The following is a 15571-nucleotide window of genomic DNA, read 5'->3' on the forward strand; positions in this document are numbered from 1 at the left end:
GGTGGTCGCGACGGCAGCCACCGCGCGGAACGGCACTGCGGGAGGCGCCAACGGTCAGCGGAACGGCACCGCGGGGCCGCCAACCGTCAGCGGACCGGCACCGCGATGGGCGCCGCCGGTCAGCGGCACAGCACTGCGGCCATCGCTGAACGGGTGCCGGCGGGGCCCTGCTCCGAGGTGACCTCGTAACCGCAGCCCGCGGTCTGGAAGGCGATGCCCTCGGTCTGGATCATCGGCGGATCGGGCAGCTCGCGATGGGGCCACGAGGCGAAATCGGCCAGAGCGGCACCGGCTTTCGGCGCTGCATACTGGGTCACCTCGTCGTAGGTGAGGATCAGGACGCGTCCGTTTGATGCGGCGGCGTCGGTGACGACCGTGCCGGTGAACAGCGACTGCGCGGAACGGCTGGGTGCCGGTGGGGTGAACGACGAAAGGTACGTCAGTGTGCCGCCGCCGGGTGACGCGCGGTAGATCCGGTGCGGCGGAACCACTCCGGCGTCGTTGCGCGCAGATTTGGTGATGATCAGGAGTGATCCGTCGGCGTCGACCAACATCGCCTCGGCATTGTGTGGCCCGTCCGGGTAGACGTAATCCCATCGATCGGCGGCGACCGGGGTGGCCGGCAGTGGCCGCAGGGAAGGCTCGTCCAGCCGGTAGACGGAGATCCGCGAGCGCTTCACGGCATTGTCGCCGATATCGCCGACATAGAAGCATCGTCCGCCGCGATCACCGCACGGGCCGGCCGACAAGGCTTCCGCATTTCCGGCCGACATACCCTGCACCTCAACCCGTCCGATCAATGAGCCGTTGCCCCGCACGGCGACGATGTCGTGCACCCCGGTGCCGTCGTCGACGACGAAGTAGGCGTCCGGATCGTGGCCCGACACCACGATGCCGCTGGACTCGGGCGCGACTCCCGCCGGCAGTTCATGGACCGGGCCGACCGTGTAACACCGGCCGCCGGGACAGGCCCCGGCGCTCGCCGACCGAGAGGTCGGATCGGACGCCGTGGTCCGGGGCGGCCGGTCGGATCGCTGGGCCCCCGCCGGTGAACTGCTTGCGACCCTCCCGGTCGGGCGGTCCGGAGAGGTCGGGCGGTCCGGAGAGTCCGAGGCCGGAGGATCCGAGGCCGGAGGAGGGGCCGACGGCCGAACCGTGGCGGCCGATGTGACCCCCGAGGCCGATGTGACCGCCGAGGCGGCCGGGGGCGGCGTGGGACGGCCCAACGGGGCCGTACATCCGGCGATGATCACGGCGCCGACCACGACCAGGACGGCCCGACGGAGTCTGCGCACGGCCGAACGCTAGCGCAGGACACGCGTGGATCGGCACCCGGGCAACCGGCCCGCGCTACGACTTCCAAGGTGTTACGAGCGGTGCTGTTCTCACCGGTCGTGTTGTTGTCCCCGACCCGGCGGAGCAGTCGGTCCGAAAGGCCGCTGGGCCCTCAGCGGACAACGTTCACCGGCCAGAGACCGGCACCGGGCAACCGACGATCCCCTCAGGGGACGACGGTCACCGGCCAGAGACCGGCGCGCACCAGCCGAACACCCACCGAGCCGATCAGGCGGTGCCCGGAGGAGGTCGAGGCACCGACCACCACGGCGTCGGCCATCACCTTCTGGCAGATCCGGGAGATCTCGGCGTACGGATCGCCTTTCGCCTCGATGAACCGCGCGCGGATGCCCTGGTCGGCTGCCCCGATCTCGACCTGCTTCCGCAGTTGGGCGGCCACGTCGTGCAGCGCCTCGTCCACCGCCACCCCCGCGGCCGGGACGAAGTTGGCCATCGGCGATCCGGTGGCCACGAAGACGACGACCAGTTCGGCCGACTGCCGCCGCGCCAGCCCCGCGGCGTAGGACGCCGCTCGGAGAGAGGTGACCGAACCGTCCACGGCGACGACGATCACCTTCGGGCCGTCGGTGCCGCGCTCGAAAACTGAACCCATGCCCCTACTGTTCCCTATCCCGGGACTGCTCCCGACCGGGCCGCGCCGCTGTGTTCAGCCCGTCATGGGGACGGGACGGGTGCGCAGACCGATCAGCGTGCCGGTCAGCTTTCGCGTCCCGACGACCTGCACCATGCAGAGGCCACGCGCGGTGGAGGCAAGCCATCCGCGCCGACCGTGCGGCGATCGGTGCGATCGCCCGCCTACGGCCGGCGCCAGCCACTCGTACATTGAACGCATGTGGCGGCTGCCGGGCGCGCTGGCGCTGATGTTGCTCATCGGCGGGTGCACGGTCGCCGGCTCGGCCGCCATCGCCCCGTACGTCGCGCGCCCGGCCGGTTCGGTGAGCGCGCACGTCGTCCCGGCGCCGGCCGGCTTCCTGGCCCTGGCCCCCAACGGCACGACCGCCGCCGTTGCCGACGCCGCTCATGGCGTCTGCCTGGTGCCGGTCGTGGGGGAATCCGACCGCGTCTGCGCGGCCACCACGGTGACCGGCCGGCATCCGGTGACCGCCATGTTCGCGCCGGACGGCCGGACGGTGGCCCTCGGTCAGGGCGTCGATGCGCGGGGCCGAGGCACGGTCGCCCTGGTCGACGTCGCCACCGGAGGAGTGCGACCGATCCCCCCGGTGCCGCCCGGCGGCGGCACGTCGTTCTACGTGAACATGGCCTGGAACCGGCAGGATGGTCATCTGCTGTTGATCAGCGGATCCAGTGATGCCAACGGGTTGAGTACCCGGGTGGTGGACGTCGACCCGGCATCCCTGGTGCCGCGGGTGGTCGCGGTGGCCACCGGTCCGTATGAGTTCCAGTCCGGTCACTTCGTGGTGGGCGGGGACAGCGCGGTCTTCACGGCGTACCGGGTCGACCAGATCCCGCCGGACCTGATCGTGATCGACACGGCCACCGGCACCCGCCGTGAGTTCGGGCCGCTGGGGCCGGGCGGTACCCAGGCCGTGCCGCTCGCGGTCGCCCCGGACGGCCGTCACGCCGTGGTCGGGTTCTCCACCTACGGGCATCCAGGGCCCCCGCAGGTGCTCGATCTGAAGACGGGGGCGTTGTCGCCGTTGGACGGGGTGAAGGGCGACTACGCCCTCGCCGCGTACTCCCCGGACGGCCGCCAGCTGGCCTGCGTCACGTCGTTCAGTGTGTCCGGTATCGGGACGTCGACCGAAGCGGGGGCGGCCCTGCGGGTCCAGATCGTCCCGGCCGGATTCGCCGCCGTGACCGTCGGGACGGTGCGCGGGGTCCTGCCCGCCGATGCCGGTCTCGCCTGGTCGGGCGTGGATTCACTCGGCATCACCAGCCCGACGGCGATGAGCGGAAACGCGGTGGCCGGCTGGTCGCTCGGGTGACGTGAGGGACCCGCCCACCACGGCCGGCCGTCGGGCAGGGCAGGATCGAGGAGTGAGTAAACAGATCGTGGGCATCGGCGGATCGATCGACCCGGATTCGCAGTCCGAGCGGGCGCTGCGCGCCGTGCTGGCCGCGGCCCGGGCCAGGGGGGCGACGACCACGTCCTTCACCGGGCGGGCGCTGGACTTCCCGCCGTACCATCCGTCGGCTCCGCTCCCGGACACCGCGCGGGCGTACATCGAGGCCGTCCGGTCGGCCGACGCCGTAGTGATCTCCTCGCCGGGGTATCACGGCACGGTGTCCGGGTTGGTGAAGAACGCGTTGGACTATCTCGAGGAGCTCCGGACCGACGATCGTCCGTACCTGGACGGCCGTGCGGTCGCGCCGATCGCAGTGGCCCGCGGGTGGCAGGCGGCCGTCAGCACGTTGGGAACGCTGCGACAGGTCATCCACGCCCTGCGCGGCTGGCCGACCCCGCTCGGCCTCACGGTGAACAGTGCGGTGACGACCTTCGGCCCGGATGACGTGCCCGACGACCCGGCGGTGGCTGCCTCGACCGAACTCCTGGCCGCGCAGATGATGCAATTCCACGGGGTCATCGTCGCCGGCTGATCCGGATTTGCGACGATGAGGATGGGCGGCAAATGCTGCTCCGGGCGAGAGGAACATCGACAATGACGTCAGAACCGACCGTCGGGACCGAGATGGTCCGAGCGGCGAGAGAGTTCCTGCTCCGGAACCGGACCGACTTCGACGTCGCCGTCCGCGATTTCCGGTGGCCCCGCCCTGAACACTTCAATTTCGGCCTCGACTGGTTCGACGTCATCGCCGCCGAGCATCCGGACCGGCCAGCGCTCAAGATCGTCGAGGAAGACGGACGCTCGGGCTCCTGGACGTACGCCCAACTCTCGGCCCGGTCCGATCAGATGGCGGCCTGGCTGCACGAACTGGGTGTGCGGCGCGGGATGCGGGTGATCCTGATGCTCGGCAACCAGGTCGAGTTGTGGGAGGTCATCCTGGGCGCCATCAAACTCGGCGCCGTCCTCATCCCGGCCTCGACCCTGCTGGCCACGTCCGACCTGCGTGATCGGGTGGAGCGGGGACGCGCGTCATTCGTCATCGCCCGCGACGTCGACACCCCGAAGTTCGTGGGGGTGGACGGCGACTTCGTCCGGATCGCCGTGGGGCAACCGGTCGACGGCTGGATTCCTTACACCGACAGCATCAGTGCGGCAACGGTTTTCACCCCGGATGGCGTGACCCGAGCCGACGACATCCTGTTGCTCTACTTCACCTCCGGCACCACCGCCCTGCCGAAACTGGTCGCCCACTCGCACACCTCGTACCCGATCGGTCACCTGAGCACCATGTACTGGATCGGCCTGCAGCCCGGCGACGTGCATCTGAACATCTCCTCGCCGGGCTGGGCCAAACACGCGTGGTCCAACGTGTTCGCCCCCTGGATCGCCGGGGCCACGGTGTTCCTGTACAACTACGGCCGGTTCAACGCGGCCGAACTGATGCGGGTGATGGCCGAGCACGAGGTGACCACGTTCTGCGCACCGCCCACCGTGTGGCGGATGCTGATCCAGGCCGACCTGTCGGCCCTGACCACGCCGCCCCGTGAGGTGGTGGGGGCCGGCGAGCCGTTGAACCCCGAGGTGATCGATCAGGTCCGGCAGGCCTGGGGCGTCACCATCCGAGACGGGTTCGGCCAGACCGAGACCACCCTGGCCATCGGCAATTCGCCGGGCCAGCCGGTGAAGGAGGGGTCGATGGGCCGACCGATGCCCGGGTTCACGGTGGCCCTGGTCGACACTGTCACCGGAGCGGTCACGCCGGTGGACGGCTCGGCCGTGGGGGAGGGTGAGATCTGCCTCGATCTGTCCCGGCGGCCGGTCTCCCTGATGGCCGGCTACCACGGCGACGACGACCGGACCGCCGAGGTCATGGCCGACGGTTACTACCACACCGGCGATGTCGGGTCGGTGGACTCCGACGGGTACGTCACCTACGTCGGCCGGGCCGATGACGTGTTCAAGGCCTCGGACTACCGGATTTCCCCGTTCGAGTTGGAATCCGTTCTGCTGGAACATGAGTCGGTGGCCGAGGCGGCGGTCGTGCCCTCTCCGGATCCGCTGCGGCTGGCCGTGCCGAAGGCGTACGTGGTGCTCACCGACGGGTTCCCGCCGGACCGGGAAACCGCCGCGGCGATCTTCCGGTACTCGCTGGAGCACCTCTCGCCGCACAAGCGGATCCGGCGTCTGGAGTTCGCCGAGTTGCCGAAAACCATCTCGGGCAAGATCCGTCGGGTCGAACTGCGGGGCCGCGAAGACCTGATCCACGCCGTTGGCGCGGCCGCGCCCGGGGCCGAGTTCCGTCTGGAGGACTTCCCCGAGCTCCGATCCTGAGCCGCCTGGGTTGGCCGAGCCGACGCCCTACAGCCGCCGACGACCCGACGCCGTACTACCGCCGACGACCCGGCGCCGTACTACCGCCGACGACCCGACGCCGTACTACCGCCGACGACCCGGCGCCGTACTACCGCCGACGACCCGACGCCGATCAATCGACGCCGTCCAGCCGCCGACGACCCGTCGCCGTACAGCCGCCAACGGAACCCTCAGCTGGTCCGACTCGCTGCTCGGATCAGGCCCCCGGAAGGCCGAGAGTGGTTCGGGCAAAGGCGATCTCGCAGGCCACCTGACGGATGCGTTCCTGCACCACCATCGAACCGTGGCCGGCGTCGTACCGGTACTGCGCGTACGGCGTGCCGTGCGCGGCCAGCGCATCCAGGTACGTGTCGATCTGGCGGATCGGGCACCGGGGATCGTTCTCGCCGGCCAGGATCAGCACCGGCGCCACCACCTGGTCGACGTAGGTCAGCGGCGACGAATCGACGTAGGCCAGCGGGACCTCGTCCGGCGAACCGCCGAACAGGGCCCGGTCGTACGCCCGGAGCGGTTCCATCTCGTCCTCGTACGCCTGCAGGTAGTCGGCGACCGGCACGCCGCCGATCCCGGCGCTCCAGCGGGACGGCTGGATACCCAGACCCAGCAACGTCAGGAAGCCGCCCCAGGAGTATCCGGCCAGGACGCAGCGGTTGGGATCGACCACGCCGGTGACCACCAGGTGGTCGTGGACGGCGGCGACATCGGCCAGTTCGGTGTGACCGACCCGCTGCGAGATCGCGTCCCGCCAGGCCGATCCGTACCCGGTGGATCCCCGGTAGTTCACGTTCACCACGACGAATCCGGCGTCCAGCCAGGCCGCCCGGGTGGCGTCGTAGGAATCCTCGTCGGCCGAGGCCGGGCCGCCGTGCAGGAAGAAGACCGTGGGCAGGGGGCGGTTCGAGTGTTCCTCGTCAGCCGGCGCGCCCCACCCGGCCGGGCGGGCGATCAATGAATGGATCGGACCGCCCGGCCCGTCGACCCACAGGTCGGTCACCGGCTGCGAGGTCGGCGCGATCCCGCCCGGCGGCAGCAGCAACGTCGCATCGGCGGCCGCTCCCGGCTCCAGCGTCCGCAGCTGTCCGGGCTGCTCGGCGCTCGACCAGCGGTACCAGACGGCACCGTCCGGCCGGACCAGGGCGCCGGAGACGACCCCCGGCGACGCCGGGAGGTCGGTCAGCGTGCCGGAGGCCAGGTGGTAGCGGTGCATCGTGGTGCGGCCGGCCCTGGTGTGGACGATCAGCAGGGACTGCGCGTCCGGGTAGAAGTCGCCGGTGATGTCGCCCGGTAGGTCGATCGCCAGTTCGGTCGTCGCGCCGGTGCTCACGTCCCACAGCAGCAGCTCGTCCCGGCCGCGCCGCTCGTGCCCGACCAGTACCCGCTGGTCTCCGGCGACCGGGGAGAAGGTGATGGCGGACAAGCCCTTTCCCGGGGTGTCGTCCAGCTCGGCCAGCACCGATCCGTCGGTCACGGCCAGCGCGCGCAGCGCCGGGTAGCGCGAGTCGCCGTGCTCGGAGTGGGCCAGCACCCAGATGCTCTCGTCCCGGGACAGGGTGTCGACGCCCGCGTCACCCGCGTGCCGGTAGACCACGGCCGGTTCGCCGCCGCGCAGGCTGAGGTGGATGCGAGTGCCGTCGTCGTCGGAGAAACCGGCCACGATCACCTGCTGGCCGACCTCCAGCCCGGCCGAGTAGCCCGGATCCACCGTCGGCAGGACCAGTGACGCCGATCCGGGTCCACTGCCGAACGGCTGCCGCTGCCACTGACCGAACTCGTCGCCCGCCGTGTCGTCGAACCAGTACAAAGTCGATCCGTCGGCCGACAGGGTGCCGTGGGAGGTGCCGTCGGAACGCTCGGTGGCCATGGTGTGGGTTCCGGTGGCGATGTCCCAGCAGTACAGCTCGTAGCGACCGTTGGCGTTGGACACGTAGACCGCGCGCTCCGGGACGTCGCGGGCCGGATCGGCCAGGGACATGCGGGTGGCCGAGAACCGCTGGCGCCAGGTGAGTTCCATCGCGTCGTCGGCGAACAACCGATCGGGGACAGCGGCATTGGGATGCGGGTGGGCCGCCTGGGGACCGTCGACATTGCTGGGCATGGGGACATCCTGCCTGCTGTTCGCGGGTTTCCGCGCCACCAGAGGGATCCGGATGCGAAACTGGGGCCTATGACTGCATCGATCCCCGCCGGTTGGTATCCCGATCCCTCCGGTGCCCAGGGCACCCTGCGCTGGTGGGACGGGGGCGCCTGGAGCGAACACACCCAGCCGTCCGAGCCGCAGTACCAGCCGCCTCCGGCCCAGTCCCAGCAGCCGCAGTCCCAGCCACCGCAGTACCAGGCGCCGGCGAGCCAGTACCAGCCGGGCGGATATCCCCCCACCGCCGCCGCGTCGCCCGGACACACCTACGGGGACCAGAGTTTCGGCGGCCACATGCAGGTCGGCGGGCCGGTGGCGTCGGGTTACCGATCGCCGATGACGGAGCAGATCATCTTCGTCAGCCAGAAGCGCAAGCTGGTCGAACTGACCAACGAGTACGCGGTCTTCGCGCAGGACGGTGGCCAGATCGGCATGGTCACCGAGGTCGGGCAGAGCGGGGCGAAGAAGGCCCTCCGGTTCCTCACCGACCTCGACCAGTTCATGACCCACCGGCTCGAGGTGCGGGACATGAACGGCCAGATCCTGATGCAGCTGACCCGGCCGGCCAAGGTGTTCAAGTCGACGTTGATCGTGCAACGGGGCGACGGCACCGAGATCGGCCGGCTGATCCAGCGGAACGTGTTCGGCAAGATCCGGTTCGGCCTGGAATGCAGCGGTCAGGAGATCGGTTCGCTCAACGCCGAGAACTGGCGCGCCTGGAACTTCTCCATCCAGGACCACACTGGGGCCGAGGTCGCCCGCATCACCAAGACCTGGGAAGGCCTGCTGACCACCATGTTCACCTCGGCCGACAAGTACATGGTGCAGATCCACCGACCGCTCACCGACCCGCTACTCTCTCTGGTCGTCGCGTCGGCGCTGACCGTGGACACCGCGTTGAAGCAGGATTCCCGCGGCTTCAACTAGTCCGCGCCGGTCCGGGATCAGCCGGCCGGCCTGGTCCCGATGACGATCGTCGCGTACAACTCGTCCGACGTCGCGATCTGCGCGGTCAGGGCGGCCCGCGCCATCAGGGCGGCCGCCGTCGGGGCCTGCTCCTGGCTGGTCTCGATCAGCAGATGCCCACCCGGCGCCAGCCAGTCGCCGGCCGCGGCGATGACCCGGCGGTGGATGTCCAGGCCGTCGGGCCCGCCGTCCAGCGCGACCGACGGCTCGTGCAGACGGGCCTCGGGCGGCATCAACTCGATCGAGCCGGTCGGCACGTACGGGGCGTTGACCATCAGCAGGTCGACCCGGCCCCGAAGGCGATCCGGGAGGGCGTCGAACAGGTCGCCCAGGAACACCTGGCCACCGATCCGCTCCACGTTGAGACGGGCGCTGCGGACCGCGGCCGGGTCGACGTCGGCCGCATACAGCTCGACCGCGCGCCGATGGGCCAGCGCCGCGCCCAGGGCTCCGCACCCACAGCACAGGTCGACCACGACCGGCGGTGGTGTGCGGTCCCCGATCAGCTCCATCGCCCGGCGGACCAGGAACTCCGTGCGCTGCCGGGGCACGAAGACACCGGGCTCGACCACGACCCGGAGCCCGCAGAAGTCGACCCAGCCGACGATGTGCTCCAGCGGCTGCCCGGCCGAACGCAGACCGACCATCGCGTCGAGATGGTCCTCGTCGGTGGCCTCGGCGATCAGCAGGGTGGCCTCGTCCTCGGCGAAGACGCACCCGGCGCGGCGCAGCCGGCCGACAATGGCGGCTTCCGTCGCCGGGGTCACGTTCATCGGCGACGACGCTACCCGGGCCGGTCGGCGGACGCAGCGCCGCCGCTCGTGTGACCGGCCGGCGACGTTGTGTTTCCGGTTGGTCACAGCTCGTCCCAGGGCGGCGCGGCGCGGCGCGCCGCACCGGTTCCGGTTCTAGTTTCGGACTCGTCCCTGCTCGATCAGCCCCGTTGGAGACACCGATGACGATCCGCATTTCCCACCCGGACACCAAGGCCGCGAAGGTCCAGTTCGTGCTGCCCGATGATGTGCACGACGGCGCGGTGTCAGTGGTCGGGTCGTTCAATGACTGGCGTCCGGGCGCCCACCGGCTGGTGCGGCGCAGCAACGGGACCCGCAGCGTCAGCGTGGCCGTGCCCCGGGGCCAGGAGATCCGGTTCCGCTACCTCGGCGTGGGCGGCGTCTGGTTCGACGACCCCGATGCCCACGAGATCACCCACGACGGATCGCTCGTCCGCGTCTGACCTCGAACGCCGCTGGTGGCCCAGCACCGACCAGGTGTTGGACGCCACGATGGCGGCGATGCCGGCCCACTGGGGCCAGGCCAGGCGCTGGTGCAGGGCCACCGTGCCGACGGTCGCCGCGAACACCGGGTGGGCACTCATCAGGATGCCGAACAGGTGGGCCGGCAGGCGGCGGAGCGTGATCAGGTCGGCCACCTGCGGGACCACGGAGGACAGCAGGCCCGCGCAGAGGGCGAGACCGAGGGCGGCCATGGTCGGCGGGTGCAGGACGAACGTCACGATGCCGACCGGGATGAACAGCAACGCGGACAGTCCGGCGGCCGCGGCCGATCCCTGGATTCCGGGCAGCCGCCGTCCGATCTCGCGGTTGAGCAGGATGTAGGCCGCCCAGCACAGCGCGGCCGACACGCCGAACCCGACGCCCAGGTAGTCGGTGGTCGGCCGCGGATCGGTCAGCAGCACCACACCGACGACCGCCAGCGCCGCGCAGCCGAAGGTCGACCTCCGGCGGGAACCGGCCAGCGCGACCCCCAGCGGCCCGAGGAACTCCAGGGTGACCGCGAGCCCGAGACCGATCCGGCTGATCGCCACGTACAGGCTCAGGTTCATCAGCCCGAAGACCAGCCCGAGGGCGATGGTCGGCATCCACTGCCGGCGGGTGAACGTGCGGAGTGGCGGTCGGGCGATGGACAGCAGGGTGATGGCGGAGACGAACTGCCGCACGGTGACGACCCCGACCGCGCCGATCGTCGGAAAGGCCAGCGAACCGGCGGCCGCGCCGATCTGGGACGACAGGGCGCTTCCGAGCAGGATGGCCAGGCCGGTGCGCCGAGCCTCCGGTGACGTCGGTCGGTCGCTCATGCCGGAAAGTCTTCTCCGGCGCCGGCTATTCATGAAATGCATGAATCGCACGCGTCATACGATCTGCTCATGAATCCGGCACGGATGGTCGAGATCCGGCATCTGCGATGTCTGGTCGCCATTGTCGATGCCGGAACCCTGACCGACGCGGCGATCGAGCTCGGCGTGTCCCAGGCCGCCGTCTCCCGGACGCTGGCCGCCCTGGAGTCCGCCCTCGGCGTCCGGCTGCTCCGGCGCACCACGCGGGTGGTCGCGCCGACCGCCACCGGCACCCGGGTGCTGGTGCACGCCCGGCGGCTGTTGGCCGATCTCGACGGACTGGTCACCGACGTCACCACCGGCCACGACCGGCTGCGGCTGGGCTACGCGTGGTCTGCCGTCGGCCGTCACACCGTGCCGCTGCAGCGCCAATGGCCGAGCCGGCGTGAGCAGACCGAGCTGGTCCTGGTCCGCCACAACTCCGTCACCGGTGGTCTGGCCGAAGGCAGCTGCGACGCGGCGATCATGCGCAGCACGCCGGACCCCCGGCGGTTCGACGGGACGATCGTCGGCCTCGAGCGGCGGTACTGCGCCGTGGCCAGCGACGACCCGTGGGCGCGCCGTCGCAGCGTCGTCCTGGCCGACTACGCCGGACGCACCCTGGGTATCGACCGGCGCACCGGGACGACGACGCTCGACCTGTGGCCGGGCGCGGCCCGCCCGGCCGAGGTGATCGACATCGTCGACGTTGACGACTGGTTGGGCCTGATCGGGGCGGGCCGGGCGGTCGGCATGACGACCGAGGCGACGGTGGCGCAGTACCCCCGGCCCGGGGTCACCTACCGGCCGGTGCGGGACGGCCCGCCGGTGCCGGTGTACGTGGCCTGGTGGCGGGACGACCCGCACCCGGCCACGCCGCAGATCGTCGACATCCTGACCGAGCTCTACCGGCAGCCATAGGCCCGGTTCAGCTGGACTCGCCGATGTCCAGGGCATAGGCGACGCGGCGGTGGGTGGCCGGACCCGACGCCGGCGCGGTTCCGGCGTGCATGGCCAGGACGATCTCCAGGGCGGCCGATGCGACGGCCGACAGGTCAAGGGCCAGGGTGGTCAGCCGGGGAGTCACGAAGCGGCCGATGCGGAGTCCGTCCACGCCGACCACCCGGATGCGCCCGGGCACGTCGATCCCGGCCAGGGCCAGCGCGCGGAGCACCCCGAACCCCATGACGTCGTTGAACGCGACCACGGCGTCCGCCTCCGGGTGGTGCCGCAGCACCAACCCGGCCTGACGGGCGCCACCGTCGAGATCGGTGGCGGCGCCGGCGATGAGCGTGGGCGTCAGGCCGGCGGCCCCGAACTCGCGGAGGAACAGCTTGGCCCGGGCGCTGGGCCCGACCCGGTCCAGCACCACCGGGGCCCTGACCCCGCGATCTCGCAGGTGCCGGACCGCCTCCCGGACCGCCGGTTCCATGTCCAGGTCCACCCGGCCGTGCCCGGTGACCGGGTTCCACGGGTCGATCTCGACGATCGGCTGGTCCGGCAGCCCGTCGCTCCGGCCGGGTAGGCCGGTGCTGATGAAGCTCACCAACGCGTCGACCTGGTCGGCGAACGCCTCCACCAGGAATTCGTCGGCCGCGGCATGCGCCCGCTCGGCCAGGACGACGTTCCAGCCGGCGTCGGCGGCCAGACCGAGGACGGCCGACGCGAGTTCGGCGTAGTAGGGGTTGGCCAGGTCGTCGATCAGCAGCCCCAGGGTGCGGGCCTGCGGCTTCACCAGTCCCCGGCCGAACCGCGACGGCCGGTAGTGCAGGTCCCGCGCGGCGGCCAGCACGCGCTCGCGAGTCGCGGCGTTGATGCCGGGCATGTTGTTGACCGCCCGGGTGACGGTCTGCCGGGAGACCCCGGCCGCCGCGGCCACATCGTTGATGGTGGCCGGGCGGCCGGACGACGCGGCCGGGCCGGCGTGCCCCTCCTCCGGCACCGGCTAGTCCCGAAGATCGAGCCAGGCGAGCTGGGCCGCGTCCAGGTCGACCGACAGTCCGGCCATCGACGACCGCATCTCGGCCGTGCTCCGGGGGCCGAACAGCGGGAACGTCGGGAAGGTCTGGGACAGCACGAAGGCCAGCGCCACCGCGGTCGCCGGGACTCCGAGGTCGGCGCCCAGTTTCTCGGCTCGCCGCTTGCGCTCGAAATTGCCGTCACTGTAGTAGCAGCGGACGAGTTCGGCGTCGCTGTGATCGTTCGCATCGGCCCGGGCGAAGAACCCACGGGCCTGCGAGGACCAGGGCAGCAGCGGGATCTGCTTGCGTTCGAGCCAGGCCTTCGCGGTCGGGTCGGTCATCTGCACGCACCCGGCCCAGGGCACGTCGTAGGCCTCGGCCAGCCCGAAGTGGTTGCTCAGGACCGAGAATCCGCGTTTGCCGTTGGCCGCGGCATAGGCATCTGCGGCATCGACCCGCTCCGGCGTCCAGTTCGAACCGCCGAACACCGTGATCCGCCCGGCGTCGACGTGCTCGTTCATCACGTCGACGAATTCCCCCACCGGGATCTCGGGATTGTCCCGGTGCATCATGTAGATGTCGGCGCGGTCGTGCTGCTGGCGGTCCAGGGATTCCAGCAGTTGGCGGGACAGGGATTCCGGGTCGCAGTGCGGGGTGTGGGCCCCCTTCACGATGACGACGACGTCGTCCCGGATGCCGCGGTTGGCCATCCACTGCCCGAAGAGCTTCTCGTAGTAGCCCTTCCCGTACAGCCAGGCGGTGTCGAAGGTGTTGCCGCCGGAGCTGAAGAACGCGTCGAAGATGGACGACGCCTGGGCCAGGTCGGGCTGGTTGTCGCAGCCCATGACCAGCCGGGACACCGGCTTGGTGAGACCGGGAATGGCGCCGTAGCGCATCGGTGCCGACCGGTCGACCGCGAGCGGCCGGCCGGAGACGGTCGGAATGTTCGAGGTGTCGGTCTCGAACGGGTACCTCAGGCCGATCGCGGCCCGCCACCGGTCGAGAACCCTGGCGTTGCCGAGAGAGTCGTCCAGCGACATCAGGCCCGCTTCGCCGCTGCCGGCGACCGCGGCGGCCAGGCCGTCCGCCTCCAGGGCGTAGGGCCGGTGCTCGGCCGAGTCCGACGCGAAGGTGTGGACCTGCGGTTCGGCTCCGGCCACCCGCAGCGTCAACGTGGTGTTGCCGCCGATCGTCCACGGGTCGTTCAACGCGATGTAGCCGTTGGAGCCGTAGACGGTCACGCTCTGCGGGTCGGCCAACCGGACCCCGGTCCGCAGCGACGCCGTCATCCCGTCGGCAAAGGTGAGATGGGCCAGCGCCCACTCGTCAACGCCGGTGGATCCGATGCGGCCCGAGGCCCGCAGGTCGAGCGGCTCGGCGAAGGCGGCGCCGATGGCCGCGCCGGCGACGGCCCGAGCCATCGACACCGGGTAGCCGCCGACGTCCAGGATGCCGCCGCCGGCCAGGGCCGGGTCGAACAGCCGGCCGGTCTGGGCGGGGACCGCGAAGGAGAAGCTGGCGTCGACGTGCTGAACCGCCCCGATGGCGCCCTCCCGGACCAGGCGGAGCAACAGCTCGGTCTGGGGGTGGAAGCGGTACATGTAGGCCTCGACCACCGTCACCCCGGCCGCGCGGGCGGCGTCGACCACCGCCATCACGCTCCCGAGGTTCGGCGCCAGCGGCTTCTCGACCAGGACGTGCTTGCCCGCGGCGATGGCGGCCAGGGCCAGACGGGCGTGGCTGGTGTGCACGGTGGCGATGTAGACCGCATCGACCGCCGGGTCGGCCAGGACCTCGTCGTAGGTGCCGGCGCGGACGTCGCCACCGACCTCGTCGGCCAGCGCGCGCGCCCGGCTCGGGTCCGAACTGCCGACCGCGACCAACCGGCCGGTGCGGCTGGACGGGAGCTGCGAGACGAAACGACGGGCGATGGCGCCGGGGCCGAGGACGGCCCAGCCGCAGGTGGATTCCATGAGCGTCTCTCCGCGAGGGTTATGGCCGTGAACGTTCACGGCCGGGCCAGGCTATGACCGCGGTGGTGCTCTGTCAATGGCGATACAGTCGGCCGCATGAGCGGCGACGGATGGACGGTGTGCGCCCTCGGGCACCGCCACTGGGGGCGGTTCGGGGCGGCCGGGCTGCTCATCGTCCGCGGCTCGGACGTGCTGCTGCAGTTGCGGTCGACCCATGTCCACAACGGCGGAACGTGGAGCATCCCGGGCGGTGCGCGCGATCGGGCGGAGTCCGCGGCCCAGGCCGCGCTGCGCGAGTCGGCCGAGGAGATCGGCCTGCGCGCCTCCGACGTCCGGCCCGGAGCCGAGTTCGTCGACGATCACGGCGGGTGGTCGTACACCACCGTCATCGCGCCGCTGGTGGTCCCGTTCGTGCCGCGCAACAACCACGAATCCTCCGGCACCGCATGGGTCGCGTCGTCCCGGGTCACCGAACTGCCCCTGCACAACGGGTTTGCCCACACCTGGCCGCGGGTCGCCGAACTGGTCGACGCGGTGCTGCCCCGGCCGTAGGGCCGCGTCGACGGTGTGCTGCTCGGAGTCGGGCCAGACCCTGACATCGGCCGGACCGTTCGGCGACGTCGCGCCGATCGTTGGCCGCGGTGGGGGTCCACTCGGCGGGCGGA

At 71.1% G+C, this 15571-nt stretch carries 13 protein-coding genes; 6 read left to right on the top strand and 7 right to left on the bottom strand.

Features of this window, described 5'->3' with window-relative positions:
- Positions 1 to 119: 119 nt before the first annotated feature.
- Together BLS97_RS10820 and BLS97_RS10830 are read right to left on the bottom strand one after the other, a co-directional pair.
- Positions 120 to 1295 (bottom strand): LptM family lipoprotein, encoded by a 1176-nt coding sequence (locus BLS97_RS10820; RefSeq protein ID WP_157695353.1) that lies wholly within the window; start codon positions 1293 to 1295, stop codon positions 120 to 122.
- A 206-nt stretch (positions 1296 to 1501) separates the two neighbouring features.
- Positions 1502 to 1948: a universal stress protein gene (locus BLS97_RS10830; protein WP_090475980.1), complete on the bottom strand. Its 447-nt coding sequence runs from the start codon at positions 1946 to 1948 to the stop codon at positions 1502 to 1504.
- 238 nt (positions 1949 to 2186) lie between these two features.
- On the opposite strand from BLS97_RS10830, the gene BLS97_RS10835 reads away from it, so the two are divergent.
- From BLS97_RS10835 to BLS97_RS10845, 3 genes are all read left to right on the top strand, one after another.
- Complete coding sequence (locus BLS97_RS10835; protein ID WP_090475981.1) at positions 2187 to 3302, top strand: WD40 repeat domain-containing protein; 1116 nt, start codon at positions 2187 to 2189, stop codon at positions 3300 to 3302.
- Positions 3303 to 3354: 52 nt separating this feature from the next.
- Entirely contained in the window at positions 3355 to 3915 is a 561-nt protein-coding gene (locus tag BLS97_RS10840; RefSeq protein ID WP_090475982.1) for an NADPH-dependent FMN reductase, read from the top strand.
- A gap of 62 nt (positions 3916 to 3977) precedes the next feature.
- On the top strand, positions 3978 to 5714 hold the full coding sequence (locus BLS97_RS10845) for an AMP-binding protein (RefSeq protein ID WP_090475983.1): 1737 nt from the start codon (positions 3978 to 3980) through the stop codon (positions 5712 to 5714).
- A 238-nt stretch (positions 5715 to 5952) separates the two neighbouring features.
- Here the strand turns inward: BLS97_RS10845 and BLS97_RS10850 are convergent, their stop codons facing one another.
- Positions 5953 to 7851 carry a S9 family peptidase gene (locus BLS97_RS10850; RefSeq protein ID WP_090475984.1) on the bottom strand — a complete coding sequence of 633 codons (1899 nt, stop codon included), beginning with the start codon at positions 7849 to 7851 and terminating at the stop codon, positions 5953 to 5955.
- A 69-nt stretch (positions 7852 to 7920) separates the two neighbouring features.
- Between BLS97_RS10850 and BLS97_RS10855 the strand changes: the two genes are divergently transcribed.
- Entirely contained in the window at positions 7921 to 8817 is an 897-nt protein-coding gene (locus BLS97_RS10855) for a phospholipid scramblase-related protein (protein ID WP_090475985.1), read from the top strand.
- A 17-nt stretch (positions 8818 to 8834) separates the two neighbouring features.
- Here the strand turns inward: BLS97_RS10855 and BLS97_RS10860 are convergent, their stop codons facing one another.
- Both BLS97_RS10860 and BLS97_RS10870 read right to left on the bottom strand, forming a co-directional pair.
- Complete coding sequence (locus tag BLS97_RS10860) at positions 8835 to 9629, bottom strand: putative protein N(5)-glutamine methyltransferase (RefSeq protein WP_090475986.1); 795 nt, start codon at positions 9627 to 9629, stop codon at positions 8835 to 8837.
- A 266-nt stretch (positions 9630 to 9895) separates the two neighbouring features.
- The gene (locus BLS97_RS10870) at positions 9896 to 10954 is read right to left on the bottom strand and encodes an EamA family transporter (protein WP_197676520.1); all 1059 of its coding nucleotides are present in this window, start codon (positions 10952 to 10954) and stop codon (positions 9896 to 9898) included.
- 69 nt (positions 10955 to 11023) lie between these two features.
- On the opposite strand from BLS97_RS10870, the gene BLS97_RS10875 reads away from it, so the two are divergent.
- On the top strand, positions 11024 to 11893 hold the full coding sequence (locus BLS97_RS10875; RefSeq protein ID WP_090481919.1) for a LysR family transcriptional regulator: 870 nt from the start codon (positions 11024 to 11026) through the stop codon (positions 11891 to 11893).
- Between the two features lie 7 nt (positions 11894 to 11900).
- Here BLS97_RS10875 and BLS97_RS10880 read toward each other — a convergent pair whose 3' ends face one another.
- Positions 11901 to 12914: a LacI family DNA-binding transcriptional regulator gene (locus tag BLS97_RS10880; protein WP_197676521.1), complete on the bottom strand. Its 1014-nt coding sequence runs from the start codon at positions 12912 to 12914 to the stop codon at positions 11901 to 11903.
- Between the two features lie 3 nt (positions 12915 to 12917).
- On the bottom strand, positions 12918 to 14906 hold the full coding sequence (locus BLS97_RS10885; RefSeq protein ID WP_090475988.1) for an aldo/keto reductase: 1989 nt from the start codon (positions 14904 to 14906) through the stop codon (positions 12918 to 12920).
- A 96-nt stretch (positions 14907 to 15002) separates the two neighbouring features.
- On the opposite strand from BLS97_RS10885, the gene BLS97_RS10890 reads away from it, so the two are divergent.
- Positions 15003 to 15458 (top strand): NUDIX domain-containing protein, encoded by a 456-nt coding sequence (locus BLS97_RS10890; protein WP_090475989.1) that lies wholly within the window; start codon positions 15003 to 15005, stop codon positions 15456 to 15458.
- The last annotated feature ends 113 nt before the right edge of the window (positions 15459 to 15571 follow it).

The organism is Nakamurella panacisegetis (assembly GCF_900104535.1).
In the GTDB taxonomy this organism is placed as follows: Bacteria; Actinomycetota; Actinomycetes; order Mycobacteriales; family Nakamurellaceae; genus Nakamurella; species Nakamurella panacisegetis.